Here is a 25,955-nt window from a genome sequence, read left to right as displayed (position 1 = left end):
TGTCAAAGCCGGTAGACGCGCGTTGCGGTCGTCCTGAAGATGGCGTCCTGCTGCTCGGCGCTGAACGGCGCGGCGGCGGCGCGAAAAGCCTCAACGAGCTCGCGATAGCTGGTCCACAATTTCTCGATCGGAAAGTTGGAGCCGAACAGGCAGCGCTCGGCGCCGAAGATCGCGACGGTGTCTGCGAGCACGGCGGCGACGTGCGCGGGATCATTGCGATGGATGAAGGTGCCAAGCCCCGAGAGCTTGGAGACCACGTTGGGACAGGCCGCGAGCCGGGCCATGCCGGCACGCCAGGCCGCGCGTCCCGCGGGCGAGAGGTCTTCGAGCATCCCGGCGTGCTGGAGGATGAAGGTCACCTCGGGGCAGGCTTCGGCGAGCGCCGCGGCGTCCGGCATCTGCGGCGTGAAGACCTGAAGGTCGAAGCTCCAGCCATAGTCGGCGAGGCGGGCGATGTTACGCTGGATCATCGGATCGGCGCAGAGATCGGCACGTGCGGCAAAGCGGTAGAGCGGATTCTCGTGCCAGTGCAGCTGCATGCGCACGCCGCGCACCAACGGGTAGCGCTTCAGGCGGTCGAACTGCGGGCGGGCGTCGTCCACGGCGAAATTGGCATAGGCGACGATCGCGTGCGGCCAGCCGTGTTCGTTCGCAGTTTGTTGCACCCATGCGGCCTCGTCCTCGAAGCGGTCGTTGGCCCAGTTGGTCTGCACATAGACCGAGCGGGTGACGCCGGTGCCTTTGAGGTCGTCGAGATATTCCTGGATCGGATAATCGCGCCGGATCGGCTCGTAAGGTCCGAAGATGCGCGGTTGCATCGGGCCGATCAGCCAGGGCAGGTCGGCCTGCCGCCAGATGTGATGATGGCCGTCGACAATATCGGTCACGCCGCTCTCCTTCGTCCCAGCGCCAGAATATGCGCGACGATCGACGCGCTCGATCCGCCATCTTCGAGGTCATCGACGAAGCGCTCGATGGCGATCAGCGCCTCGGTCTGCGGGCGGAAGCCGGGGCTCGTCGCCAGGGGCGTCAGCCAGCTCAGGCGCCAGGCCCGCCGCGACAGCTTTGCGACCGCATCGCGCAGCGCATCGGGTTCGCCGCGCTCCAGTCCGTCCGAGACGATCACGACAGCGGCGCCGCGGGCATAGCCGCCGAAGCGAGGCACGGCGAGGAAGGCCTGCAGCGCGTCGCCGATGCGGGTGCCGCCGTCCCAGTCGCTGACCAGATGCGCGGCGGCGTTCATCGCCTGCTCGCGGCGCTTCAGCCGCAACGGGCGGGTGACGCGCGTCAGCCGCGTGCCGAAGGTGAACACCTCGACATTGGGCGCCGCCTGCACCAGCGCATGCGCCAGCTTCATGTTCTCCTCGGTGCGGCTTTTCATCGAGCCGGAGACGTCGACCAGCAGCAGGAACTTGCGTGGGCGCTGCCGCCGCTTCATGTGACCGAGCCGCAGGATCTCGCCGTCGCTGCGGACAGAGTCGCGTAAAGTACGGCGCAGATCGGCAAACGGCCCGCGCCGCGCGCGCATGCGGCGATGGCCGCGCCGCCGGGGCAGGCGTCGTGGCGCCTCCCGCGCCAGGCGGCGCAGGGCGTCTGTGCCCGCGGCCGGTCCAAAGCGGCGCTCGACCAGCGCCTCGGTACGGGTTGCAGTCAGGCCGGACTCGCTGGCCTCATCGGACAGCAGCGGCTCCTCGTCGCCGCGGCCCTCTTCCTGAAGCCGGACCGTCTCGTCCTCCTCCCCCTCGTCGTCGCGCGCAATGGCCTCGCTGCCGCGGAAGTGCAGATCGAACAGCCGGTTGAAGGTCGCGCGGCGCTCGGGTGGCGGCGCCAGCGTCGCCAGGGCGGCTTGCCTGACGTGCTCGATGGTGCGCGGGCCGAGCAGCTCGACGGCGGCCAGGAACGTCGTGGTCTGCTCCGGCGCCACGGCAAAGCCGTTCGCCCGCAGCAGCGGGACAAAGGCGACGAAGATGCGGGCGGCGCGCGGCAGCTGCGGTTCGGTGCTCATGCTGTCGCCTCCGCCAGCATGGCATCGAGCCGCGGCGAGATGAAATGCAGATCCTCCTCGTCCTTCAGCGCCACGCCGATCGACCGCTTGAACGCATCCGGCCAGCGTGCGCCGCCCTTGTTGAGGAGCGTCGCGGCCTCCGCCCAGTCGACCGCCTCGGCGATGCCCGGCGCCTTGCTGAGGGGCTCGCGCCGCAGCTTCTCCACGGCTGCGACGACGGCGCGGGCGGTGGCCTCGGCGACGCTGGAGGCGCGCATCATGATGATGCGCGCCTCGCGCTCCGCGGTCGGATAGTCGATCCAGTGATAGACGCAGCGGCGGCGCAGCGCCTCGTGCAGATCGCGCGTCCGGTTCGACGTCAGCACGACCACGGGGCGTTCGGCCGCGCGCACCGTGCCGCGCTCCGGAATGGAGATCTGGAAGTCGGAGAGGAATTCGAGCAGGAAGGCCTCGAACTCCTGGTCGGCGCGGTCGATTTCGTCGATCAGGAGCACGGTGGAATCCGGCGCGCGCAGCGCGGCCAGCATGGGACGCTCGATCAGGAAGGTCTCCCCGTAGATGTCGATGCTTTCGTCGCCGGCCTGGCGGATTGCCAGCATCTGGCGCGGATAGTTCCACTCATAGAGCGCGGCAGAGGCGTCGATGCCCTCGTAGCATTGCAGGCGGATCAGGCGGCGGCCGAGCACGGCGGCGATCGCCTTGGCGGCCTCCGTCTTGCCGACGCCCGGCGCGCCTTCCAGCAGCAGCGGTTTGCCGAGGGCGAGGCCGAGATAGGCTGATGTCGCAAGGCCCTCGTCGGCGAGGTAATAGGCCGCGCGCAGCGCCTTCTCCAGCGCCTCCGGGCTGTCGATGCCGACGATGTTGCTGCGAACCGCCACGGCCCAATCCTCTAACGCCGGGCCTGCGGCCGCGCGCCGCCCTGGCTCTTGATCGCGCGCAACACCTTTTCGGGCGTGATCGGGAGGTCGTCGATGCGGACGCCGACGGCGTTGAAGATCGCGTTCGCAACGGCCGGCAGCACCGGGTTGGCGCACATCTCACCGGGCCCCTTGGCCCCGAAAGGACCATCGGGCGCCGGACGCTCGAGCACGGCGATGTCGTGCGGGCAGATGTCGCCGGGGCCGGGCATCAGATATTCGACGAAGTCGCGCGGTCCATGCACGGGATCGGGATAATAGGGCTCCGGGGTCTCGTAGAGCGCGTGGCTGACGCCCATCCAGGCGCCGCCGACCAGCTGCTGCTCGACCAGGCGCGGGTTGAGCGCGCGGCCGAGCTCATAGGCGGAATCCATGCGCACCATCGCGACCTCGCCGGTCTCGTCGTCGACCTCGACCTCGGCGACGAGGCAGGCATGGGCGTAGCAGGTCGCCGGCGACATCTCGCCGGTTTCAGGATCGACGTTGGAGAGCGGAACGAGGAAGATGCCGCGTCCCGAGATCGTCTTGCCCTGCTTGAACTGTGCGGCAATCGCGACGTCCTTGGTCGAGATCGAGCGGTGCGGCGCGCCCTTGACGTGGATGTTGCCGAGGCCGTCGGTTTCGAGATCGGCCGCGTTGACCTCCAGCTCCTCGGCCGCTGCCTCCATCATCACGCCGCGCGCCTCGCGGGCGGCCGCCATCACGGCGTTGCCGACGCGGTGGGTGCCGCGCGAGGCAAACGAGCCCATGCAGTGCGGACCGGTGTCGGAATCGGCGGTGTCGACATAGACGTCCTCGACGGGCACGCCGAGCGTCTCGGCGCAGATCTGCCGCGTCACCGATTTCATGCCCTGGCCGAGGTCGATCGACGACAGCGCCACCGTGAACTTGCCGCTGGGATTGGAATGCACCAGGGCCTGGCTCGGATCGCCGCCGAGATTCATGCCGATGGGATAGTTGATCGACGCCATGCCGCGTCCGCGATGCCTGGTCATCTCAGCGTCTCCTGGTGCCGAACACGGACGAGAACCGCGTCGCTCCGTGCGATGGCGCGGCCGGGCGCGGCGGGGGAGGCGGCGGCGCCGGCGGGGGCGGATCGCGCGGCGGTTCTCGCGTGACGGTTGGCGGCAGCCGGTCATAGCTGGTGCGCTGCTGGACCGGCGCGGCTGGACGTGCGCGCGAAGAGTCCGTCGGCGTCGGCGGGATTGCGGCGCGGCTGCCGCCGCCGTCCTTGCGCGAGGAGGCGCGTCTGAACTCGTCACGGATCGGCCATTTGGCCTTTTCGGCCGCGACCTGGACGCATTCGATCAGCGCGGTGTTCTTGGCCTCGCGCCGGTGCGCTTTCATGTCGCCGTCGCGATAGGCGTTGAGGATGCGAAACTCCATCGGGTCCATGCCGACGAGGTTCGCGAGCTTGTCCATCTGGCACTCGATGGCAAAGTCCATCGCCGTGACGCCGAAGCCGCGCATGGCGGTGGCAGGCGTGCGGTTGGTGAAGACGCAGTAGACGTCGCCATAGACGTTCGGGATGGTGTAAGGGCCCGGCAGATGCGCGGCGCATTTCACCGCGGCGTAGCTGGACAGCCTTGTATAGGCACCGCTGTCGAAATAGGCCCGGATCTTGCGGGCGACGATGCGGCCGTCGCGCATCACGCCGTCCTTGATGTAGATGCGTTCGGCGCCGCGCGGCGGACCATATTGCATCTCCTCCTCGCGCCCGAACACGTAGCGGACGGGACGCCCGGTCAGCATGGCGCCGAGGATGGCGAGCGGCTCAGTCAAGGTATCCACCTTGCCGCCGAAGCCGCCGCCGACGGTGCCGCCGATGAAGTGGAAGGTGTTGGACGGCACGTCCAAAATCTTGGCGCAGGTGTCGACCGAGAAGAACAGCGCCTGCGTCGAGGTATAGACGACGTAGCGGCCGTTGGTGTCAGGCGCAGCGATGGCACCGTTGGTCTCGGTCGGCGCATGCTCGATCGGCGACATCTGATAGCGCTGTTCCAGCACGTGGTCCGCGCCCGCGAGCGCCGCGTCGGCATCGCCGAAGCGCAGGCGCTGGTGGTCGTAGACGTCGTGATAGATAAAGGCGTTCTTCGGATAGGTCTCGTTGACCACGGGCGCGCCGGGCTTGAGCGCATCCTCGACGTCGAACACGGCCGGCAGCGGTTCATAGTCGACCTTGACCTTCGCGATGGCCTCGAAGGCCTCGCGCTCGCTGTCGGCGACGATCGCTACGATGGGCTCGCCCTTGTAGCGGACCTTGTCGACCGCCAGCGACGGCTCGTCGTCCTTGCCGAAATTGATCAGGCTCAGAAGCGTGTTGAGATTGACCGGCACGTCGGTGCCGCGGATGATCCGGCGTACGCCGGCCGACCGCTCGGCCTCGGTGGTGTCGATACGGCGCAGCCTTGCGTGGGCCTGTGTCGAGCGCACGACCTTCAGGTGCAGCATGCCCTGCAGCTTGTGGTCGTTGAAGTAGCTCGACGTGCCCGTGACATGGCCGAGCATGTCCTGACGCTGGGTGCCCTTGCCGATTTCCTTGAGGTTGTCGTCGCGCTCGTCGGCGAAGATGTCCTTGCGCAGTTCCAGCATGGTTGACCTCAGGCGCTGACCCGGCCGCCGGCGGCGGCGAGGATGGCATTGATGATCGGCTCGTAGCCGGTGCAGCGGCAGATGTTGCCGGAGATGGCCTCGATCACCTCGTCGCGGCTGGGCGACGGATTGCGGTCGAGCAGCGCCTTGGCGGCCATCAGCATCCCCGGTGTGCAATAACCGCATTGGGCAGCAAAATTATCGGCAAAGGCGCGTTGCAGCGGATGCAGGTTCGGGCCCTGCTTCATGCCGTCGAGCGTCTCGACCGACCGGCCTGCGACCGTTTCGGCGAGCGTCAGGCAGGAGAGGTGGAGCGCGCCGTCGACCAGCACGCTGCACGTGCCGCAGCCGCCCTGGCCGCAGCCGAATTTCGGCGTCATGTCGCCGATCAGCTCGCGCAGCGCGACCAGCAGATTGGTGCCGCCGTCGACGAAGATCGCGACGTCGCGGCCGTTGTGGCGAAATTGCAGGGGGATCTTGGCCATGGCTCTATTCCTGTCCCGACAGCAGGCGCCGCAGATGCACGCCGACGATCTCGCGGCGATACCAGGCGCTGCCGAGCGCGTTGTCGGATGGCGAGGTTCCTTCGGTGGCCGCGGATGCGGCGGCGGCGATGGTCGCAGCATCGAGCGAACGCCCTTCGAGCGCGCGCTCGGCGGCACGGGCGCGGATCTGGGTCGGCGCCATCGATCCCAGCGCGATCCGGGCGCCCGCGATCCGGCCGCCGCTGATCGGCAGATGCGCGGCCAGCGTGATGACCGAGCCGCCTTTCGGCTTGATGCGCGCGATCTTGCGATAGCGGAAGGCTTCGGCGCTGGCCGGCCGAGTGCAGGACACCGACAGCACCAACGTCCCGCTCTGCCGGTCGCGCGCCTGCAAAAACTCTTCGATCGGGACGTCGCGTGCGCCGAAGCCGCCGGCGACGGCCACCGTCGCATCGAGCGCCAGCAGCGCGACGGTGAAATCGCCATAGGGACTTGGCGCAAAGAGGTTGCCGCCGATTGTGCCCATGTTGCGCACGGCCGGGCCGCCGATCGAGCGGGCAGGGGCATGCAGGAAGGCGAGGTCGCGTTCGGCGAGAACGCGCGCAAAGGTGGCGCCGGCACCGAGCGTGATGCGGGGGCCAGAAGCATCGATCCGGGTGAGAGCTTGATCCTGCGCGCGGACGATTGTCGAGACCGATACATCGCCCTCGTTCAGCGCGCGCATCACCAGCGTGCCTCCGCCGAGATAGCGCGCGCTGCGGTCCGAGGACAGCGCGCCCGCGGCTTCGCTGGCGCTCGTAAAAGTCTTCACTGTCACGGCCATCTATGCGGCCTCCTTCAGATGCCGGCGGATCGCCTCGAAGCCCGCCTGATAGATGTCTTCGGCGACCATGTGGGTGATGCGGTCCTTGTCCTCGGGCTTCGTGGTGAAGCGGGACTCCCAATGCCAGAAGGTGCGGTCACCATCCGTGACCGGGAGCAGGCGGACGTGGGCGACGTAGTTGAACATCGGGACCGGCGTATCGAGCAGGCAATAGCTGAAGGATTGTTCCAGGTCCGACAGCGCCAGCAATTGCTCGCGCAGCTCGGAGCCATCGTTCAGCTTGAATCGCCTGACGCAACCGATCTTGTCGGAGGATTGCGCGCGTTCGATTGAGGAGGTCGCGACCGCCGGATGCCAGCGGTCATGCCCGTTGAAATCGCGCAGCACGCTCCACACCGCGTCGGTCGGCGTATCCAGGATCGTGCTCTTGACGATGTGCGGCACGGCTAGCCTCCAAACACGCGCTTGAGCGCGTCGAACCCGCCCTGGAACACGCCGCCGCCGATATTGCTCACGAGCTCCGTCTCCCGTTCCGGCGCGCAGTCAAATTCCGCGGTCCATTCCACGAAAGTCTGGTCGCCGTCGGTGACCGGCGTCAGCCGCAGGGTCGCGACGTAGTTCTCGACGCCCATCGGAGATTCCAGGATCGAATAGGTGCAGAACATGTCGTAGTCGGAGAGGCCGAGCAGCTTCTCGCGAATGCGGTCGCCGTTGCGCAGGCGGAAATCGCGCACACACCCGATCTTGTCCGAGGGCTCGCCGCCCTCGATGCGGCTTTCAGCGATCGCCGGATGCCAGTTCGGCAGGCCGTTGAAATCGCGCACCCGCGCCCAGACGCGGTCGTTGCGGGCGTTGACGACGGTGGAGACGTAGACGCGAGCCATGGTGCGACCTCAGCTCTTCTTCCGCGGCCCGCGCTCGGCCGGCGGCTCGCCGCCCTCGGCCGCAGGCGGGGTGGCCGCCGGCTTGTCACCGCCACCACCTCCGCCGCTCTTGCGCGCGGACTCCTTGATGCCCTGCATGTCGCGGGCTTCGCGGATCAGGCCCGGCATCTTGGCAAGGCTGCCGCCCTCGACGCCGATATCCGCCAGGATGGAATCGATCAGCGGCGCCTGGACGCGGTAGCGCAAGGCGGAATCGATCACCTCGTCGGTGGCGCTGCGGCCGCCATTGCCGCCATTCCCGTTGCCGTTGAGGCCGTCGACCTGGAGGATGCGGATGCCCTCGATCTTCTCCATCGGCTTGACGCTCTCGCGCACGATGCCCTCGATCCGGTCGAGCAGCTTTCTGCGGAACAGCGAGTAGCGCGCCTGGTCGGTCAGCACGTTCTCGGCCTCGTTGAGCATCCGCTGCGCCTCGGCCTCGACGGCGGCGCGCACCCGCTCGGCCTCGGCTGCGATGCGGGTCTCTTCGGCCTGCTTCTCGGCGAGCATCACCTCGACGGTCCTGCGCCGCTTGGCGATCTCGCTCTCGCGCGCCGTGATGACGCGCTCGGTTGCTTCGGTCGCGCGCATCCGCGCTTCCTCGGCCGACGCCTTGGCGGCAGACTCTTCCAGAGATTTGAGATGGATGGCGATCGCCTTCTCCATCAGGACGGTCTCGACCTCCTTCTCACGATTGACCTCGAGCTTGCGCAGCTCGCGCTCGCGGCCGACGCGGGCTTCATCCAGGCCCCGGTCGGATGCGATGCGGGCGCGCTCGACCTCCTCGCGGGAGGCGATCTCGGCCTCCTGCAGGGATTGCACGCGGGCGACCTCGAGCTGCTCGATGGCGCGGCGGCGCTCGATGCGGGCCGCTTCCAGCGCCTGCTCGCGCGAGACGTCCGTGGTCTCGACCTCCTTGCGCGCGACGATCTCGGCCTGCCTGACCTGGCGGTCGGCATCGATCCGCTCGGACTTCTTGGTCGATAGCGCGATGACGCGGTCCTCGTCGGCGATCTCGATCGCCTTCTTCTGCTCGATGTTGAGCACCTCGCGCTTCTTCGAGGAGTTGATGCGCTCGGCCTCCAGCGCCAGATCGACGGTAATACGCTGGCGCTCGATGGCGTCGCGCCGCTTCAGCTCGGCCGCCTCCAGCACGCCGGTGCGCTCGATTTCCAGCGCGCGGGTGTCGCGCTCGGCCTGGATGCGTTCGGCCGCAACCGCCTTCTCCTGGGCGATGCGAGCCGCCTCGATCGCCTCGCGGGAGGCGATATCGGCCTCCTCGACGGCGCGGTTGCGGGCGATCTCCAGCGAGCGCACGCGCTCCTCCTGGGCGATGCGGCTGGCCTCGGTGGTCTCGCGGGCGGTAATGCCGGCGACGTCCAGCGCCTGGTTGCGCTCGATCTCCAGCTGCCGCGTGTTCTGCTCGGCGGCGATGCGCTCGGCGGCGAGCGTCCGCTCACGGGCGATGCGGGCGGCTTCCACGGCGCGCTGTGCCTCGATCTCGGCCTCCTGGATGGTGCGCACCTGCTGGATCTCCAGCGCGCGGGTGCGCTCGTCCGTGGAGATGCGCTCGACATTGACGATCAGCGTCTGGGCGATGCGGGCCTTCTCGGTGGCCTCGCGGGCGGCGATCTCGGCCTCGTCGACGGCGCGCGTGCGCTCGATCTCGCGGCGCCGCGTCTCCTCCTCGTTGGCGATACGGGCGTCGGTCACGACGCGGTCTTGCTGGATCCGCGCCTTCTCGATGGCTTCGCGGGCCGCGATCTCGGCTTCCTCGATCGTGCGCATGCGCTCGATCTCGCGCTGGCGCACCTCGCGCTCCGACGCAATCCGCGTGGTGTCGATCGAACGCTGGTTGGCGATCCTGGTCTTCTCGATCTCCTCCCGTGCCAGCAGCTCCTTCTCCTCGATGGTCCGCGTCCGCTCGATCTCCTTCTGGCGGGTTTCCCGCTCGGAGGCGATGCGGGCCTCGGCGATGGCCTGGTCATTGGCGATGCGGGCGCGCTCGATGGTCTCGCGGGCGGAGATCTGGGCCTGTTCGGCCTCGGTCTCGCGCAGTGCACGTTCACGGGCGACTTCCGTGCGCTGCAGGGCGCGGCGCATCTCGATGTCGCGCTCTTGCTCCAGCCGCGCGGTTTCGCTCTCGCGCTCGATTTCGAGGGCCTGCCGCTCGGCCTCCAGATTGCGGGTGCGGATCTTGATCATCGAGTCCTGCTCGATGTCGTTGCGCAGCTTCCGCCTGGCCTCGATGTCCTGCATCAGCTGGGTCAGGCCTTCGGCGTCGAATCGGTTCGACGGATTGAAGAATTCGAGGTCGGTCTGGTCGAGATCGGTAATGGCGACGGATTCCAGTTCGAGGCCGTTCTGGGCGAGGGCCTCCGCCGCTTCGGTCTTGACGCGCGCGACATAGTCGCCGCGCCGCTCGTGCATCTCCTCCATCGTCATTTCGGAGGCGACGGAGCGGATCGCGGAGATGAATTTGCCGGCGAGCAGCGCGTGCAACTGCCCGGGCTCCAGGGTGCGGCGGCCGAGCGTCGCCGCGGCGATCGAGACCGCTTCCCGGGTCGGCTGCACGCGGACATAGAAGTCGGCCTCGATGTCGACCCGCATGCGGTCACGGGTGATCACGGCATCCTGCCGGGAGCGGACGATGCCCATCGGCAGCACGTTCATGTTGACGGGCGTGTAGTCGTGGATGAAGGGCAGCACGAAGGCGCCGCCGTTGATCACCACGCGTTCGCCGAGGAAACCGGTCCGGACGAACGAGGTCTCCTTGGAGGAACGGTGGTAGAGCCAGTTCACGATATAGACGCCGACCACGATCACGACGATCGCGACGATCAGCCAGAGGATCAATTCACCGACCAACATCCCCGACATCTTTTCCTCCCTCGAACGCTTCCGGCGTTATCGCGCGCCGATCGCCTTGAATTGACGTACCTGCTCCGTCAGCGCCCGTTCCACGGGCAGCCGCTCCATCGAGGACGCGCCGTAGAAGCCGTGGCAATGGCGGGTGTTCTTCATGATGAAATCGGCATCCGCGGGATCCGCGATCGGGCCGCCATGCGCCAGCACCAGGATGTCAGGATTGACGCTGAGCGCGGCGGAGGCCCAGGTGTCGATCTGCGCCGGACAGTCCTCGAGCCTCAATGCGGTCTGCGCGCCGATCGTGCCGCCGGTCGTCAGCCCCATGTGACAGACGACGATGTCGGCGCCGGCGATCGCCATCGCGGCGGCCTCCTTCTCGCTGAACACATAGGGCGTCGTCAGCATGTCCTTGTCATGCGCCTTCGCGATCATGTCGATCTCGAGGGCATAGGACATGCCGGTCTCTTCGAGATTGGCACGGAACGTGCCGTCGATCAGGCCGACGGTCGGAAAGTTCTGGACTCCCGCAAATCCGAGCGCCTTCAACTGGTCGAGGAACACGTCCATGTCGCGGAACGGATCGGTGCCGTTGACGCCCGCGAGCACCGGCGTCCGGGTGACCACGGGCAGCACTTCGCTCGCCATCTCGACCACGATGGCGTTGGCATCGCCATATGCCATCAGGCCCGCAAGCGAGCCGCGGCCGGCCATGCGATAACGGCCGGAATTGTAGATCACGATGAGATCAACGCCGCCGGCCTCTTCGCATTTCGCGGAGAGCCCCGTGCCGGCGCCACCGCCGACGATCGGCTCGCCGCGACGCGCCATGTCGCGAAACCGTTTCAGAAGGGCAGCGCGTTCAAACCGGGCCATCGGTCACCTCGCTAGTCTCCGCCGTGCGCCGGTGCGGCCGAACAGGGTTCGGAACGCGCTGACGACAGTGGCGGCGAACTCGGGATCGTTGATGTTCTTGGGCGTGCGGATGAGCTGGCGGTTGCCGGTCTGCCGCACATCGCGCTCGAGCGTGCGGAACAGTGCCGCGTCAGCGTCCGGATCCCAGAACGGCTGGCCCCGCGCATCGAGCGCGGAGACGCCGCCCTCGGGCAAGAAGAAGCGCACGGGGCCGTCCATCTGGTTGAGCCGCTCGGCGATCCAGCGACCCATGCGCTCGTTCTCGTCGACGCTCGTCCGCATCAACGTCACCTGCGGATTGTGGACGTGGAATTTGCGGCCGCGGTAGCGTTCGGGAATGGTGTCGGGCGCGCCGAAATTGACCATGTCGAGCGCACCGACCGAGCCGACATAAGGCAGCCGGCTGCGGATGATCGCGCCAAAGCGGTCCTCCGTCGCCGGAAACACGCCGCCCATCAGGAGGTCGCAGATCTCGGTCGTGGTGAGGTCGATGATTGCGGCTAGCTGGCCGGACTCCACGAGCTTCTCCATGGAACGGCCGCCGACGCCGGTGGCATGGAAGACCAGGCACTCGAAATCGTCGCGCAGTTCGGCGGCGATCTTCTGCACCGCCGGCGTCGTCACGCCGAACATGGTGATGCCGACCGAGGGCAGGCCACCGGCCTCGCGGGCGGTCGCCGTGCGCGCGTCGAGCCGCGCCTTGACCATGCCGGCGATCGCGTTGGCGCCGTTGGCCAGCACCGCGCGCGAGATCGAGTTCAGCCCCTGCACGTCGGTGACTGAATACATCATCGTGATATCGGCGGGGCCGACATAGGGGCCGACGTCGCCGGACGCGACGGAGGAGATGATCAGCTTGGGCACGCCGATGGGGAGCGCGCGCATGCCCGGGGCAACCAGCGAGGCCGCGCCCGAGCCGCCGGCCGAGATCACGCCGGCGACGTTGCCCTGGCGCCGCAGCCAATTGGCGAACGCATCGGCCATCGCCGTCACGGCAGCGCCGCGATCCGGGCCGAACACGGCGGAGCCGCCGCGGCCGTGGTTCAGGGCGATCTCCTGCGCGGAAACATCGCAGCTGGAATGCCTGCCGCTGGTCGAGACGTCGACGAGGCGCGTGCGCAGGCCGCTTTCGGCGATGATGTCGCGGAGGAAGCGCAGCTCCACGCCCTTGGTGTCGAGCGTGCCGACGACCAGCACGACAGGCGGGCCGGCTGTCTGCGCCGCTACGGGCTCGCGCTTGCGCCGCGCGGTCTCGTCGAGCCGCGCGACCTGGGTCGAGAGCGTGCGCGACGCCGCCTCGATGCGGGCGATCGGCACCGGCTGCGACCACCGCGTCGGCAGCGTCGGGTTGGAGATGTAGATGCGGATCGGCCCGTCCCGGCGCGGAGCGGGCGCTGGTTTGGTTTCGGTGCCGGACGTGGCGACGTCGAGGTCCGGCTCGAGCTCGGCGTGAAGCCCGACGCCGAGCAGGCGCTGCTGCAGCTCGCGGTCGGCGGCGAGCCGGGCGGACTCGATGATGCGGTTGATGCGGCCGTTGACCATGATCGCGACGTTGCGCGAGATCGCGGTGGCGACGCCGATGTTCTGCTCGATCACGAGCACCGACATGTCGCCGTCTTCGCCAAGCCGCAGCAGCATCTCCTCGACCTGCGCCACGATGACGGGCGCGAGCCCCTCGGTCGGCTCGTCCATGATGAGCAGATGCGGATTGGTGAGCAGCGCGCGCGAGATCGCCAGCATCTGCTGCTCGCCGCCGGAGAGCTGGCCGCCGCCGTGACCCTTGCGTTCGGCAAGGCGCGGGAAGGTGTCGTAGATGCGCTCGACGGTCCAGGGGCCCGAGCGCATTCCGCCGGCGAGCCGCAGATGCTCGTCGACGCTGAGCGAGCGCCAGAGCCGGCGGCCCTGCGGCACATAGCCGACGCCGAGCCGGGCGATCTGGGCCGACGGCCGCCGCGTGACGTCCTCGCCGCGAACCCGGATCGATCCGCCGCTCACGTTCACCAGCCCCATGATCGCCTTGCACAGCGTGGTCTTGCCCATACCGTTGCGGCCGACGACGGAGAACACGCCGCTCTCCAGCGTGAGGTCGACGCCCTGCAGCGCGTGCGAATGGCCGTAATAGACGTCGAGGCCGCGGACCTCGAGCGCGGCGGCGGAGCGGCGGGGCTCATTCATGGCCGCCTCCGAGATAAAGCTCCTGCACTTCGGGGTCGGACTGAATCTCTTCCGGCAGGCCCTCCTTGAAGATGCGGCCGTTGTGCATCATCGTGACGCTCTCGACGACGCGGAGCGCCACGTCCATGTCGTGCTCGATGATGATGTAGCCGATATGCGCCGGCAGCGAGGTCAGGATCTCGATCAGCTCAGCCCGTTCGGTCGGCGACAGGCCGGCGGCCGGCTCGTCGAACAGCACGAAGCGCGGGGCACCGGCGAGCGCGAGCGCAATCTCGAGCTGGCGCTGCTGGCCGTGCGCGAGCTCGACCACGCGCTGGTCCTTCACGGCGGACAGATGCACGGCCTGCACGAGGTTGTCGGCCGCATGCATCAAGGCGTCGTTCTGCCCCGGCCGCAGGAACGAGAAGCGCCCGCGCGAGACGCCACGGCAGGCGAGATAGACATTGTCCTGCACGGTGAGGCCGGGGAACAGCGCCGAGATCTGGTAGGTGCGGCGCAGCCCGCGGCGGATGCGTTCGTAGGGCGGGAAGTGCGTGACGTCCTCGCCGAAGAAACGGATGGTGCCGGAGGAGGGCGGGAAATCGCCTGTGATGCAGTTGAACAGCGTGGTCTTGCCGGCACCGTTGGAGCCGAGCACGGCGCGCCGCTCGCCGGGACGCACGGTGATGGTGATGTCGGTCAGCGCCGCCAGTGCGCCGAACAGCCGCGTCACGCCGCGCAGCTCCAGCGCGGCGCCGGCGCCGACGGCCGAGAGGCGCTGCGCGACGCTATCCATGGCCGCGTCCTCCGCCCGGTCGATCTGCAGCCGGCCGCTGGCTCTGGCGCCAGCGCTGCCACAGGCCGATGACGCCGTCCGAGGACCAGAACACGATGGCGAGGAAGCCGAGTCCGATCAGCAGCCGGAACCGGTTGCCGTCCAGCCCGAGCTTGATCAGAACGTCGAGCGCGAATGTGCGCAGCAGCACGAAGATCAGCGCGCCGATGAAGGGACCGATCGGGCGCGTGATGCCGCCGACGACGGCGATGATCAGCACGTCGATGCAGGCCCCGACGCTGACCGAGCCCGGCGAGATCTGGCGATAGTTCCAGACCTGGAGCACGCCGGCGAGTGCGGCCACGAACGAGGCGAAGGCATAGGCGGCGACGCGGTGCGCATTGACGTTGAAGCCGAGCGCCGCCATGCGGCGCGGATTGTCGCGCACGCCCTGCAGCGCAAGGCCGAAGGGCGCGCGCGAGAGATACTCGACCGCGAAGTAGCAGAGCGCGGCGACCGCGAGCACGATGTAATAGAAGGGAATGTCGGCGCGCCAGTTCACGCCCCAGAAGTGCGGCGTGGCCACGTTGTTGATGCCGGTGTGGCCGTTGAAAATCGCCCAGTTCTGGTTGGTGAAATAGTAGAAGGCAGCTCCGATCGCCAGCGTGATCATGATGGTGTAGATGCCTTCGGTGCGTACCGCGAGCGCGCCGCCGAGCGTGCCGAAGGCGGTCGCCAGCGCCAGCGCCATCGGGACCGCGAGCCACCACGGCCAGCCCAGGCTGATATTGGCGTTGCCGCTGACGCCGAACACCGCGACCATGTAGGCCGAGAAGCCCGCGATGGTGAGCTGCATCAAGCTGACCATGCCGCCATAGCCGGCAAGGAACATCAGGCTCAGCGCCATGGTCCCGAGAATCAAGGTGGAGGCGAAGATCTCGATCAGGAAGAAGCCGTTGGCGATCAGCGGCATGATGACGAGAATGAGCGCGACGCTCCAGGCGGCGGGATTGCTGAACTCCGGCCATGTCCGCGCCGCGCGTTGCGCCATCGTGGCGGGGCGACCGGCAATGCGGGCATCGTGGGTGAGCGACATGTCAGCGCCTCGCCAACAGGCCTTGCGGCCGGATCGCCAGCACCAGCACCATGATCAGGAAGGTCACGACGATGGCATAGGTCGGGATGTAGACCGAGCCGAGCTGCTCGGCGAGGCCGATGATCAGCGCGCCGAGCGCGGCGCCCGGGATCGAGCCCATGCCGCCGACGATCACGACCACCAGGGAGGCAAGCAGGAAGCGGATGTCCTCGCCGGGCGACAGCGACTGGAAGGTGCCGCCGACGACGCCGGCGATGCCCGCCAGCCCCGCGCCGAACGCGAACACGGCTACGAAGACGAGCTGGATCCGGACACCGGTCGCGGCGAGGATATCGCGGTCGTCGACGCCGGCGCGGATGATCATGCCGATGCGGGTGCGATTGAGCGCGAGCCACATCGCAACACCGATGATCACGGATGCCGCGAAGATCACCAGCCGCACCATGGGGTATCTGAGATACACCGGCTCGCCCGAGGATTTGACCGCGGTGATCAGCGGCAGCTCGATGGGGCCGATCAGCCAGTTCGGCGTCTGGATCTGGTAGAAGTCACCGCCGCAGGCCCACAGCATGAGGTCGGCGAACACGATCGACAGGCCGATCGTCACCATGGTCTGCCTGAGATCCTGTCCCTCCATCCGGCGGAACACGACCACCTGGAGCAGCACGCCGACCAGGGCGGTGAGGATGAAGGCGACGATGAAGCTGAGGACCCACGAGCCGGTCGCCGAGCTGATGGCGTAGCCGATATAGCCGCCGAACAGATACAGCGAGCCGTGCGCCAGGTTGACGTTGCGCATCAGGCCGAAGATCAGCGTGAAGCCGCTGGCGACGAGGAAGTAGAGTCCGCCCAGCGTGATGCCGTTGAAGACGGCGTTGAGGAAGACGCGCTTGCGGCCGACGGCCTCTTCGAGGCCCGGCGGCCAGACCGCGAAGATCAGCCACAGCGCGAAGGCAATCGCGATGATCACGATCAGTGCCCAGGCCGGATGGCGTTCGACAAAGCGGCTCATGACGAGCCCCCTGTCTTTACCTTGCCCCGCTTGCGGGGAGAGGTCGGATTGCGCGCGAGCGCAATCGGGGTGAGGGGGACGCTCCGCCTGTCGAACTGCCGCCATCCACGCGGAGGCTCCGCCTCACCCCAACCCTTTCCCCGCAAGCGGGGAGAGGCAGCAGTCAGGCCGTAGCGCTCCGCGCCGTCCTCTGAATGCAGGTCAGACAGCCTCGCAGCGGCTGCACACCTCGCCATGGACGCACGTCCTCCCTGGACTCGCGATCCTCTTTCGGGATCGCGTTGCCGGCATCCTAGCGAGGCTCGGAGGGGAACGTTTGATCGTGAGTATCTTTTCGCGCGGATATCAGGCGCGCAAGATCTTGGCTGCGCGGCGGTAGTCGGTCGGGGCCATCCCGACATTGGCGGCGAAAAAACGGGTGAAGCCGCTCTGCGAGGAGAAGCCGAGATCGAAGCCGATATCGGCGATCGGCGTCTCGCTTGCCACCAGCGCTTCGAGCGCCTGTTCCATGATCAGCGTGTTGAGATAAAGGTTCGGCGTCACGCCGGTCTGGACGCGGAACAAGCGGTAGAAGTGCGGCCGCGACAGGCCGGATTCCCGCGCGATGGTGTCGAGCTCGATCTCGGCGCCGGGGCTTTCCGACATCATCTTGATGCATTTGCGCACGCGGAAATCGGTGACGGATCCATTTGCGCGTGGATCGCGCGCGATCTCGGCCTGCTGCCAGCTTTCGTCGTAACAGATGTCGATCAGCCGCCGCAGCTCGGAATCCAGGCTGGAAAGCGATGGTGCGCCGCAAACGAGCGCGGCGGTCCGCCTGATATGCTTGTCGAGGGCCGGCGTGCGCTTGAACTGGGTGCGGCCGAAGCGCAGCCGGTGGGTGCCGGAGGCATCGGGCGCGAACCATTCGGCATTGACATAGAGCACGAAGAAGATCGCGCCGCCCTCCATGTCGGCGGGCAGGAAATTGTGCGGTTCCCAGGGATTGACCGCGACGACGGACGTCTCGTCGAGATCGTAGTGCCCCTCGCAAACGTCGATGCATGCGGGCATGCCGCCGACATGGAAGATCAGATGACCTTCACGATGGGCGTGGATATTGAAAGGGCGGTTCAACTGATAAACCGTCGCCCGACCGAACCGGCCGTGGAAGACGGCGAGCGCACGGCTCATGCCTTCCCCTCCCGAATGTTCTTGTCTTTTCGGCCAGCGTTCAACAACGCCGCCGAGATTGCAAGAGCGGAGAGCGACCGCGTCAGCAAGTCGCTCCCCCATCTTGCATGGTGGCAGTCGTGATGCGTCAGTATTTCTTACATTCCGGCACGGTGCGGCTCGGCAGTCCGATCTTGGAGAACACGGCCGGATCGTAGCCAAGCGTCTGGTTCACGTTCGGGATCACCTTCACGACCTTGCTGAACAGCGCGCCCTTGCCGTCATCCACGACCTCGGTGACGAAGTTGGTGCCGATCGCCTGGCGGTTGGAATCGAGCTTGATCTTGCCGTTCGGCGCGTCGATCTCGATCTTCGCCAGCGCAGCCTTGAACTTCGACTGATTGTCGCTGAGATCGCCGTTGACCTCACGCAGGGCCAGAATCAGCGCCATGGTCGAGCCGTAATAATTGGTGGCCAGCAGCGACGGGCTGGGGAAGCGCTTGTTGGGCGGGAAGGCGTCCTGATAGGCCTTCACGAATTTCTGCCAGCCCGGATCCTCCCAGGTGTCGGCCTGGCCGCTCGCCGCGATGGTGCCGATCAGGGCGTTCTTGGCGTTGCCCTTGGACGACAGGATGGTCTGGTCGATCATGATGGAGCCGCCCATCAGATGCGCCTTGCCGCCGGCCTGCTGATACTGGTTGAGGAAGTTGACGGCGTCCGCGCCGCCGAGGCCGAGATAGATCGCATCGACATCGTCGGGCAGAGCGGCGATCACCGAAGCGAAATCCTTGGTGCCGAGCGGCACCCATTGCCGGTTGGTGACCTGTCCGCCGGCGCCGCAGAACTCGAGCACGAGGCCGAACACCTGGGTGTAGATGAAGGAATAGTCCTCGCCGACGGTTGCGATCTTGCGATATTTCTTCTCGTCATAGGCGTATTTGCCGAGGCCCACCTGCCACTGCGCGCCATCCATGTTGTAACGGAAGAAGTTCGGGGCGGGGTCGACATAGGTCGTTTCCTGCGCGCCCGATGCGGCGTTGATGAAGGTCAGCTCCGGATGGGTCTTGGCGAAGTTCTTCACCGCGATGCCCTCGTCGCCGGAGAGCGGCGACAGCAGGATCTGCACCTTGTCCTGCTCGATCAATTTTCGCACGGCGCGCACGGCGGAGTCCGGCGTCGCGTCGGTCGAGGCGACGATGAATTCGAGCTCCTTGTCGCCGATCTTCTTGCCCAGCACGTTGAGCGCGGTCTGGTGGCCGCGCATGCCGTCCTCGCCGAGCACCGTGTAGGTGCCTTCGAGGGTCGCGGTCACGCCCACCTTGATCTTCTCCTGGGCGATCGCCGCGCTTGAAAGAAACAGGCTGCTCAGCGCGAGCAGTCCTATGCTGCATTTCGACATTGTGCTCCTCCCTGTGTCGTCGATTATTGCCGCACCGGGCGGTGCGGCGCCCCGTGACTTTCGAGGGCTGGCTCTCGAAGGTCCGCGGCTTTGAAAGGAAGCTAACCGAAGTCGCCCGCGGTGCATGCGTGAGGGCCTCGCCCGGCTTGACGGGCAGTCTCATTTTCGAATGCTGCGGCGCAAATGGTTCCGCGCTGCAGCAGTGCGGTCACAGGAACGCTTCCGGCAGGCCCCTGTTAGCGGAGCACATTGCTGGAGCCGCTTCATGACCGACTATCCAAGACCGCCTTATCCGTCGCAGCAGCAGCCGATGCCCGGTTCGACGCGTGCGATGAAGCCACGTCCCGATCACGGCGAGGAGAGCTATCGAGGCTCGGGACGTCTGGCCGGGAAGAAGGCGCTCATCACCGGCGGCGACAGCGGCATCGGTCGAGCCGTGGCAATCGCTTACGCCCGCGAAGGCGCCGACATCGTCATGTCCTATCTGAACGAGGACGAGGATGCGGCCGAGGTCAAGGCGCTGGTGGAGCGGGAAGGGCGCAAGGTCGTCCTGATTCCCGGCGACATCTCTGAGCCCGAGCACTGCCGCTCCATCGTGCGCCGGGCCGTGGAGGAGCTCGGCGGCATCGATATCCTCGTCAACAATGCGGCGCATCAGGCCACGTTCAAGGACATCGGGGATATCAGCGACGAGGAGTGGCAGCTGACGTTCGCGACCAACATCCACGCCATGTTCTATCTGACCAAGGCCGCCGTGCCGCACATGCGGCCGGGCGCTGCGATCATCAACACGGCGTCGGTGAACTCGGACATGCCGAACCCGACGCTGCTGGCCTACGCCACGACCAAGGGCGCCATCCAGAATTTCACGGGCGGACTTGCCCAGATGCTGGCCGAGAAGGGCATTCGGGTCAATGCCGTGGCTCCGGGTCCGATCTGGACGCCGCTGATCCCCTCGACCATGTCGGAGGAAAGGGTCAAGAATTTCGGCAAGCAGGTCCCGATGCAGCGCGCCGGCCAGCCGGCCGAGCTTGCGACCGCCTATGTCATGCTGGCCGATCCGCTCTCGAGCTACACGTCGGGAGCCACGCTCGCCGTCACCGGCGGGAAACCGTTCATCTGAGGAGCAGGTGGCGGCGCCGGCAAGCCGGGCCGCCATCTCGCAATCGCCGAATCTCGATCAGGCGGCGTTGGACGCCTTGGCGTTGACGCCCTTGCGGAGCGCCACCGTGTTCAGCTTGGTGTTGGCCGCCTTCTCCTCGTTCAGATTGGTGGTGAGGAACCGCACGATGTCGTCGTGGCCGAGCTCTTCCGCCCAGGCGATCAGTGTGCCGTAGCGGCACATCTCGTAGTGCTCCACGGCCTGCGCGTTGGCGACGATCGCCGCATCGAGCACGGCCTTGTCCTCGATCTCGCCGGCGGTTGCGTCGGCTTCCTCGATCAGGCCGTCGATGGCCGGGCACTGCGTGCCGCTCGGCTCCTTGCCGAGCTTGGCGAAAACCTTGTTGAGCCGCTCGACCTGCTTGTTGGTTTCGTCCAGATGAGCTTTCAGCCCGGCGGCGAGATCCCTGTTGGTCGCCTTGTCGATCATCTTGGGCAGCGCCTTCAGGATCTGCTGCTCCGCGTAATAGATGTCCTGCAGCCCGTGCAGCAGCAGGTCTTCCATCGTTTTGATGTCCTTGGTGAAGAATCCCATAAAAGACGCCTCCTTTTCACAATGATGACACTGGAACGCTAGCCGGCCCTAGCTGTTCCATTTCCGTGTGCAGACGAGGAGGGCCGAATGAACAATGGCAGTGATCATCTTGCGGGCTTGCTCGGGCGCGCGGCGATGGACGTGTGGGGCGACATGCCTCGCGACATCCAGGAGGCGCTGTTCGAGACCGCCATGAAGGGACGCGAGACCGAGCGTGAGGAGCTCGCCCGGCTGCTGCACGAGCGGCATCCGCGCACGCTTCATCCGGCCCGGCCAGGATGATGCAGGCAATCGGAACGAACGCGCCAGCTCATGATTGGTAAACTGAGGTGGCGCGTCGCCAAATGGCTCGAATGAAGCCGCGGCAGGCGCATCGCCAACCGTTGATCAAATCTGTGAGTTGATCGCCGTGACTGAGGTGAACATCGGAAAATGGTACGACCCGATCTCGGAACGATGGATCGTGCCGCGCCAGGCGCACGCCATCGCCGCATTTGGCCAGTCCAACTCCGAGAAGGTGCCGGAGGGGCACCAGAGGAGTGAAGCACAGCGGATCTGGCAGTTGCTGGTCGATTGCTGCGCTCGTGGCTGATGCCGGCGCGCCCCCGAGGCCGGGTGTTGGTGGGCGCCGCTATGGCATGGCGGCGATCACGGTCATCTCGAGCTTGACGCCCGGACCGAGGTCGGCCACGCCGATTGTGGCGCGAGCCGGCAGATCAACTTCCGCGAAGTCCGCCTTCCAGACCGCGTTGAACTCTGCCTTCTCCTTCAGATCTGTCATGTAGATCGTCACCTGCAAGACGCTGTGTGGATCGGACCCGAGATCCTTTAAGAGCTGCGTCAATTGGGTGAGCACGTCCTTGGCCTGTCCCGACATGTCGAGGCTGGTGTCCTCCGGGACGATGCCTCCGATGTAAAGCACACCATTGTGCTCGACCACTGCGTGAATCTCCGCTACGTCCGGCAAATCGCGTTTGATCATGAGGTGTCCGTTGTCGCTGTGAGAGGAGCGAGATATCGCACGTTTCCGGCGCACTGTCCGCGAATCGGCGCCTCCTGATCTGGCGATGGCCACCATCCCATGTTCGCGCACGACAGCCCGGCGTTTCCGTCAGCGCTGATCTCGGCGACATCCCGGGCGGGATCGGTATACTGGCGCCACGTGCCGGAACAAGGAATACGCGATGGACGATACGATTGGCTTCCCCGACCCGGGTCTGGACCTCTCGGACGGCTTCAAGCCGCACACCTCGCATTGGGGCGTGTTTTCCGCGCGTCAGGGCGCTGATGGTCTCGAGGTCAGGGCCTATGCAGGGGACCCCGATCCGAACGGCATCATCGACAATTTCCCCGGTGCGCTCCGCCACCAGGCGCGCATCGCCCAGCCGGCCATCCGGCGCGGCTGGCTCGAGCGCGGGCCGGGCCCCGACGATCGCCGCGGTCGCGACGAGTTCGTCCCGGTGAGCTGGGAGAAGGCTCTCGACCTGCTCGGCGACGAGCTCGGCCGCATCCGCGATACGCGCGGTCCCGGCGCGGTGTTCGGCGGCTCCTATGGCTGGTCGAGCGCCGGCCGCTTCCATCACGCCCAGAGCCAGGTGCATCGCTTCCTCAACATCGCGATGGGCGGCTACGTGCGATCGGTCAACTCTTACTCTTCGGGGGCGTCCTCTGTGCTGCTGCCGCAGATTCTGGCGGGCTATGAGGACATCACCAAGCGCAACGTCACCTGGGAGCAGATCGCGGCCGAGACTGAGATCGTGCTGGCCTTCGGCGGCATGGCGCTGAAGAACTCCATGGTGGCCGGCGGCTCCATCAGCAAGCATGTCGAGCGCGGCGCCATGGCGGCGGCGCGCAAGCGCGGCTGCGAGTTTGTCCTGGTCAGCCCGCTGCGCGAGGATCTTCCCGTTGAAGCCGGCGCCGAATGGATGACCTGCGTACCCGGCACCGACACGGCGCTGATGCTCGGCATCGTCCACACGCTGGTCAGCGAAGGCCTGCACGACCAGGCCTTCCTCGATCGCTACACCGAAGGCTGGCCGGTCTTCCTGCGCTATCTCACCGGCGAAAGCGATGGCCAGCCCAAGCACGCCGACTGGGCCGCCGCGATTTGCGGCGTCGATGCGGATACCATCCGAAAGCTGGCCCGCCGCGCTGCCGGCAAGCGCGCGCTGATCACCGTCTCGCATTCGCTGCAGCGCGCCGAGCATGGCGAGCAGCCGGTGTGGATGGGCATGGTGCTGGCGGCAGCGCTCGGCCAGATCGGCCTTGCCGGCGGCGGCTACGCCTATTCGCTCGGCGCGATCGGCTATTACGGCCGCCGCGTCAACGACGTGCCGGGACCGACGCTCGGGCAGGGCCGCAACGGCGTTGCCGATTTCATTCCGGTGGCGCGCATCGCCGACATGCTGCTCAATCCCGGCACCACCTATCGCTACAATGGCGAGACCCGCACCTATCCGGATATCCGCCTCGTCTATTGGGCTGGCGGCAACCCCTTCCATCACCACCAGGACATCAACCGCCTGCGCAAGGCGTTTGCGCAGCTCGATACGTTCGTCGTGCACGAGCTGGCCTGGACCGCCACGGCGCGGCACGCCGACATCGTGCTGCCCGCGACGATGACGCTGGAGCGCGAGGACATCGGCTATTCCACCAACGATCCCCTCATGGTCGCCATGCACCGGATCGCCGAGCCGTTCGGGCTGGCGCGCGACGATTACGACATCTTCGCCGATCTCGCCGAGCGCCTGGAGGCGCACGAGCCCTTCACCGAGGGGCGTACGTCGCGGCAATGGCTGGAGCATCTCTACGAGCCCACCCGCGCCTCGCTCGCCAAGCGCGGGCTGGAAGCGCCGAGCTTCGACGAATTCTGGGCGCGCGGCAGCCTCATCGTGCCGCAGCAGCCCGACGACGGCGGCCGGCTGCGCCGCTTCCGCGAAGATCCCGTCAATCACGCGCTGCCGACGCCGAGTGGCCGCATCGAGATTTATTCGGCCAAGATCGCGGGCCACGGCGATGCGGATTGTCCGGGACATCCGGTCTGGCTGGAGAAGACCGACATGCCGAAGCCCGGCGCACCGTGTTTCCTCGTCGCCAACCAGCCGGCGACGCGCCTGCACAGCCAGCTCGATTTCGGCGGCCATTCGCTTAGCTCGAAGCATCGCGGCCGTGAGGTCGCGCGCATGAACCCGGTCGATGCGGGCGCGCGCGGCATCAAGGACGGCGACATCATCCGCCTGTTCAACGCGCGCGGCGCCTGTCTTGCCGCGGTCCACGTCACCGACGGCATCGCGGCCGGCGTCGTGCAGCTTCCGACCGGCGCCTGGTACGATCCGATGGATCCCCAAGACGAGGCGCCACTCTGCGTTCACGGCAATCCCAACGTGCTCACCCGTGACGTCGGCACCTCATCCCTGGCGCAGGGCTGCACCGGTCAGCTGACGACGGTCGAAGTGGAGAAGTTCACCGGCAATCTGCCGCCGATCCGCGCGTTCGATCCGGCGTAGGGAGCACCAGCGACCCAGTTGTTCTCCGGGGAAGGAAGGCGCGCTTCGACCGCGATCCGTTTGCCCTTGTTGGCGAGACGCCAGCGCGCCGGAGACTCGCCGCTGATGCGCTTGAAGACGGTCGAAAAATGCGCCTGCGTGCTAAAGCCGACGGCGAGCGCGATCTCCGCCAACGGCCGCTCGGTGGTGGCGAGCAGCGTCTTCGCATGCTCGGTCCGGTGATGCAGCAGATATTCGCGGGGACGGTAGCCGGTCGCGGTGCGAAATTGTGCCGCAAAATGCATCCTGGACAGGCCCGCGACATTGGCGAGCTCGGACAGACTGATGCAGCGGCCGAAATGTTCGGCGATGTAGTGCTCGACGCGCCGCAGCCGCCATTTCGGCAAGGCATTGACCCTGACGCGCGGCGATTCCATCCGTGGGCCGGCCGGGCCGTCAGCATGTGCCGCCTGCAGATTGTTCGACATCGCTCGTCCTTTCCTGCGTTGCAATTGCTTGCGACCCCCGGCAGCGCGCAACCAATGCTTTCCATGCTCGAAGGATAGAGGTGAACCAGCCAGGACTCCCGTTAGGGGTGATGAGGTTCTGTTAGATCTTGTGCGTCCGGGTGCGACAGCCCGCCGCAGTGACTCCTGTGCTCGCGGATCCATCCAACCCATCATTCGAACACGGCATCGAAGATTTCGACGTCCATGAGCACGGGCTTGGCGATCACGGTTCCGTCCGGCCGCAGGGTCTGAATGCGTCGAAGCGTCGGGACCACGATGCCGCCGAAGCTGTCATGGGCCCAGGAGGAATGTGCGATCTTCATCCCGAAGAGATCGTGATCCATGCGCCGCTGCAGGGCGCTCTCGTCGAAATAAAGGATCTGCTCGGACGCCAGCATGGTCAGGTGCGCCGGGAATTGCGCGCGCAGCCGGCGCCAGGTTTCGGCGCTTTCCTGCCAGGGCGACAGCTCCTCGATGACGACATCGGGGTGCGCAAGCAGGAACGGCGTCGTCAGATAACTCCAGATCGCGACACCGCAGAAGAAGACGAGATAGAGTTCATCCGCAAGCGCAGGCGGGCCGACCTCGGCGAATGCAAGGACGGGGTTGCTCCAGGACTGCAGGACCTCACCATCCAGGTTCTCGATGGTGATCGCGTCGGGTTGAAAAGAGCCGGAGCGTTCGCCCCCGGTGATGCCGGTGAACCGGAGCGATTGTGTCCGGGTCGAGCCTTCCGCCGTCACGTCCTTGAATTCCCGGGCATGTCCGGCGTCGGCGAACAACGTTCCGCCGATGGAAAGGTGGAGCGTGAAACGGCTCAAGCTGTTCCAGCGTGCCATTCCGCCGCTGGCATCGATCACATCGTCTAGAAGCGCCATGTCCCGCCATGTCCCGCCATGTCCACCGAGCAATGTCTCCACCATGGCGGCGCCCATGCGGCTTGGCGTGTTAGAATGTGTTAGGACTTGCGAGCCGGGAGCGCGGTGGTATCTTGTTGAAGATGCTCTCAATTCAGGCCGCTCGGCAGATTTGATGCGCCGATCTGACGGCGCGCCCCGCAAGGCCCTCCTGGTCCCTCGCGACGGGCGGGGCGAGCGGGCCGGCCGGGTCGACGCCGATCATAACAGAATCTTGCAACGTCTAACGCGCCAG

Annotated in this window: 24 protein-coding genes and 1 pseudogene; 4 read left to right on the top strand and 21 right to left on the bottom strand. The window is 66.7% G+C overall.

The genetic code is table 11. The annotated features are described in order from the left end of the window. Nucleotides 1–2: 2 nt before the first annotated feature. The 17 genes from ML401_RS26555 to ML401_RS26475 form a co-directional block, all read right to left on the bottom strand. Nucleotides 3–887: an amidohydrolase gene (locus tag ML401_RS26555; protein ID WP_285807478.1), complete on the bottom strand. Its 885-nt coding sequence runs from the start codon at nucleotides 885–887 to the stop codon at nucleotides 3–5. After that, on the bottom strand, nucleotides 884–2,005 hold the full coding sequence (locus tag ML401_RS26550; protein WP_285807477.1) for a VWA domain-containing protein: 1,122 nt from the start codon (nucleotides 2,003–2,005) through the stop codon (nucleotides 884–886). Before ML401_RS26550 ends, ML401_RS26555 begins: the two co-directional genes overlap by 4 nt. Continuing rightward, entirely contained in the window at nucleotides 2,002–2,883 is an 882-nt protein-coding gene (locus tag ML401_RS26545) for a MoxR family ATPase (RefSeq protein ID WP_194403644.1), read from the bottom strand. The genes ML401_RS26550 and ML401_RS26545 overlap by 4 nt, the downstream gene beginning before the upstream one ends. 11 nt (nucleotides 2,884–2,894) lie before the next feature. Beyond that, on the bottom strand, nucleotides 2,895–3,917 hold the full coding sequence (locus ML401_RS26540) for a xanthine dehydrogenase family protein molybdopterin-binding subunit (protein WP_211416465.1): 1,023 nt from the start codon (nucleotides 3,915–3,917) through the stop codon (nucleotides 2,895–2,897). A 1-nt stretch (nucleotide 3,918) separates the two neighbouring features. Continuing rightward, nucleotides 3,919–5,514, bottom strand: coding sequence for a xanthine dehydrogenase family protein molybdopterin-binding subunit (locus ML401_RS26535; protein WP_259217302.1), 1,596 nt, complete (start codon nucleotides 5,512–5,514; stop codon nucleotides 3,919–3,921). 8 nt (nucleotides 5,515–5,522) lie between these two features. Continuing rightward, nucleotides 5,523–5,999, bottom strand: a complete 477-nt coding sequence (locus ML401_RS26530; protein WP_285807476.1) for a (2Fe-2S)-binding protein — start codon at nucleotides 5,997–5,999, stop codon at nucleotides 5,523–5,525. Nucleotides 6,000–6,003: 4 nt separating this feature from the next. Further along, nucleotides 6,004–6,822 carry a xanthine dehydrogenase family protein subunit M gene (locus ML401_RS26525; RefSeq protein WP_285807475.1) on the bottom strand — a complete coding sequence of 273 codons (819 nt, stop codon included), beginning with the start codon at nucleotides 6,820–6,822 and terminating at the stop codon, nucleotides 6,004–6,006. Further along, nucleotides 6,823–7,266 carry an SRPBCC family protein gene (locus tag ML401_RS26520; RefSeq protein ID WP_211416468.1) on the bottom strand — a complete coding sequence of 148 codons (444 nt, stop codon included), beginning with the start codon at nucleotides 7,264–7,266 and terminating at the stop codon, nucleotides 6,823–6,825. It lies immediately after the preceding gene. Between the two features lie 2 nt (nucleotides 7,267–7,268). Further along, nucleotides 7,269–7,706 (bottom strand): SRPBCC family protein, encoded by a 438-nt coding sequence (locus ML401_RS26515; protein ID WP_061882131.1) that lies wholly within the window; start codon nucleotides 7,704–7,706, stop codon nucleotides 7,269–7,271. A gap of 9 nt (nucleotides 7,707–7,715) precedes the next feature. Then, on the bottom strand, nucleotides 7,716–10,625 hold the full coding sequence (locus tag ML401_RS26510; protein ID WP_285807474.1) for a flotillin family protein: 2,910 nt from the start codon (nucleotides 10,623–10,625) through the stop codon (nucleotides 7,716–7,718). 27 nt (nucleotides 10,626–10,652) lie between these two features. Further along, complete coding sequence (locus ML401_RS26505; RefSeq protein ID WP_211416471.1) at nucleotides 10,653–11,486, bottom strand: phosphoenolpyruvate hydrolase family protein; 834 nt, start codon at nucleotides 11,484–11,486, stop codon at nucleotides 10,653–10,655. Nucleotides 11,487–11,489: 3 nt separating this feature from the next. Next, the gene (locus ML401_RS26500; protein ID WP_285807473.1) at nucleotides 11,490–13,700 is read right to left on the bottom strand and encodes an ABC transporter permease; all 2,211 of its coding nucleotides are present in this window, start codon (nucleotides 13,698–13,700) and stop codon (nucleotides 11,490–11,492) included. Beyond that, nucleotides 13,693–14,475 (bottom strand): ABC transporter ATP-binding protein, encoded by a 783-nt coding sequence (locus ML401_RS26495; RefSeq protein ID WP_211416473.1) that lies wholly within the window; start codon nucleotides 14,473–14,475, stop codon nucleotides 13,693–13,695. Before ML401_RS26495 ends, ML401_RS26500 begins: the two co-directional genes overlap by 8 nt. Beyond that, nucleotides 14,468–15,550, bottom strand: a complete 1,083-nt coding sequence (locus ML401_RS26490; RefSeq protein WP_285807472.1) for a branched-chain amino acid ABC transporter permease — start codon at nucleotides 15,548–15,550, stop codon at nucleotides 14,468–14,470. Before ML401_RS26490 ends, ML401_RS26495 begins: the two co-directional genes overlap by 8 nt. A gap of 1 nt (nucleotide 15,551) precedes the next feature. Continuing rightward, nucleotides 15,552–16,562 (bottom strand): branched-chain amino acid ABC transporter permease, encoded by a 1,011-nt coding sequence (locus tag ML401_RS26485; RefSeq protein ID WP_285807471.1) that lies wholly within the window; start codon nucleotides 16,560–16,562, stop codon nucleotides 15,552–15,554. A gap of 345 nt (nucleotides 16,563–16,907) precedes the next feature. Beyond that, nucleotides 16,908–17,735, bottom strand: a complete 828-nt coding sequence (locus ML401_RS26480; RefSeq protein ID WP_285807470.1) for a helix-turn-helix transcriptional regulator — start codon at nucleotides 17,733–17,735, stop codon at nucleotides 16,908–16,910. Between the two features lie 127 nt (nucleotides 17,736–17,862). Beyond that, nucleotides 17,863–19,113, bottom strand: a complete 1,251-nt coding sequence (locus tag ML401_RS26475) for an ABC transporter substrate-binding protein (RefSeq protein WP_212067485.1) — start codon at nucleotides 19,111–19,113, stop codon at nucleotides 17,863–17,865. A 265-nt stretch (nucleotides 19,114–19,378) separates the two neighbouring features. Here ML401_RS26475 and ML401_RS26470 point away from each other — a divergent pair, with 265 nt between their 5' ends. Then, on the top strand, nucleotides 19,379–20,236 hold the full coding sequence (locus ML401_RS26470) for an SDR family oxidoreductase (RefSeq protein WP_285807469.1): 858 nt from the start codon (nucleotides 19,379–19,381) through the stop codon (nucleotides 20,234–20,236). Between the two features lie 57 nt (nucleotides 20,237–20,293). On the opposite strand, the gene ML401_RS26465 is transcribed toward ML401_RS26470, so the two are convergent. After that, on the bottom strand, nucleotides 20,294–20,809 hold the full coding sequence (locus ML401_RS26465) for a ferritin-like domain-containing protein (protein ID WP_194403630.1): 516 nt from the start codon (nucleotides 20,807–20,809) through the stop codon (nucleotides 20,294–20,296). 87 nt (nucleotides 20,810–20,896) lie between these two features. Between ML401_RS26465 and ML401_RS26460 the strand changes: the two genes are divergently transcribed. Both ML401_RS26460 and ML401_RS26455 read left to right on the top strand, forming a co-directional pair. Continuing rightward, nucleotides 20,897–21,091, top strand: a complete 195-nt coding sequence (locus ML401_RS26460) for a hypothetical protein (RefSeq protein ID WP_194403629.1) — start codon at nucleotides 20,897–20,899, stop codon at nucleotides 21,089–21,091. A 127-nt stretch (nucleotides 21,092–21,218) separates the two neighbouring features. Next, nucleotides 21,219–21,401: a hypothetical protein gene (locus tag ML401_RS26455; protein WP_211416624.1), complete on the top strand. Its 183-nt coding sequence runs from the start codon at nucleotides 21,219–21,221 to the stop codon at nucleotides 21,399–21,401. A gap of 39 nt (nucleotides 21,402–21,440) precedes the next feature. Here ML401_RS26455 and ML401_RS26450 read toward each other — a convergent pair whose 3' ends face one another. Next, nucleotides 21,441–21,791, bottom strand: a complete 351-nt coding sequence (locus ML401_RS26450; protein WP_212067482.1) for a RidA family protein — start codon at nucleotides 21,789–21,791, stop codon at nucleotides 21,441–21,443. Between the two features lie 202 nt (nucleotides 21,792–21,993). Between ML401_RS26450 and ML401_RS26445 the strand changes: the two genes are divergently transcribed. Further along, a complete protein-coding gene (locus ML401_RS26445; RefSeq protein WP_285807468.1) occupies nucleotides 21,994–24,315 on the top strand; it encodes a molybdopterin guanine dinucleotide-containing S/N-oxide reductase in 2,322 nt (773 codons plus the stop codon). Here ML401_RS26445 and ML401_RS26440 read toward each other — a convergent pair. Continuing rightward, nucleotides 24,243–24,734: pseudogene (locus tag ML401_RS26440) on the bottom strand (helix-turn-helix domain-containing protein); the annotation flags it as partial. The gene ML401_RS26445 and the pseudogene ML401_RS26440 sit on opposite strands and share 73 nt — an antisense overlap. 239 nt (nucleotides 24,735–24,973) lie before the next feature. Next, nucleotides 24,974–25,681, bottom strand: coding sequence for a hypothetical protein (locus ML401_RS26435; protein WP_376717389.1), 708 nt, complete (start codon nucleotides 25,679–25,681; stop codon nucleotides 24,974–24,976). Between the last annotated feature and the right edge of the window lie 274 nt (nucleotides 25,682–25,955).

The sequence above is a fragment of the Bradyrhizobium sp. 62B genome, assembly GCF_030272265.2.
Classification (GTDB): domain Bacteria; phylum Pseudomonadota; class Alphaproteobacteria; order Rhizobiales; family Xanthobacteraceae; genus Bradyrhizobium.
Note: the sequence above shows the minus strand (reverse complement) of the source record. Positions and strands in the feature narration are given on the sequence as shown.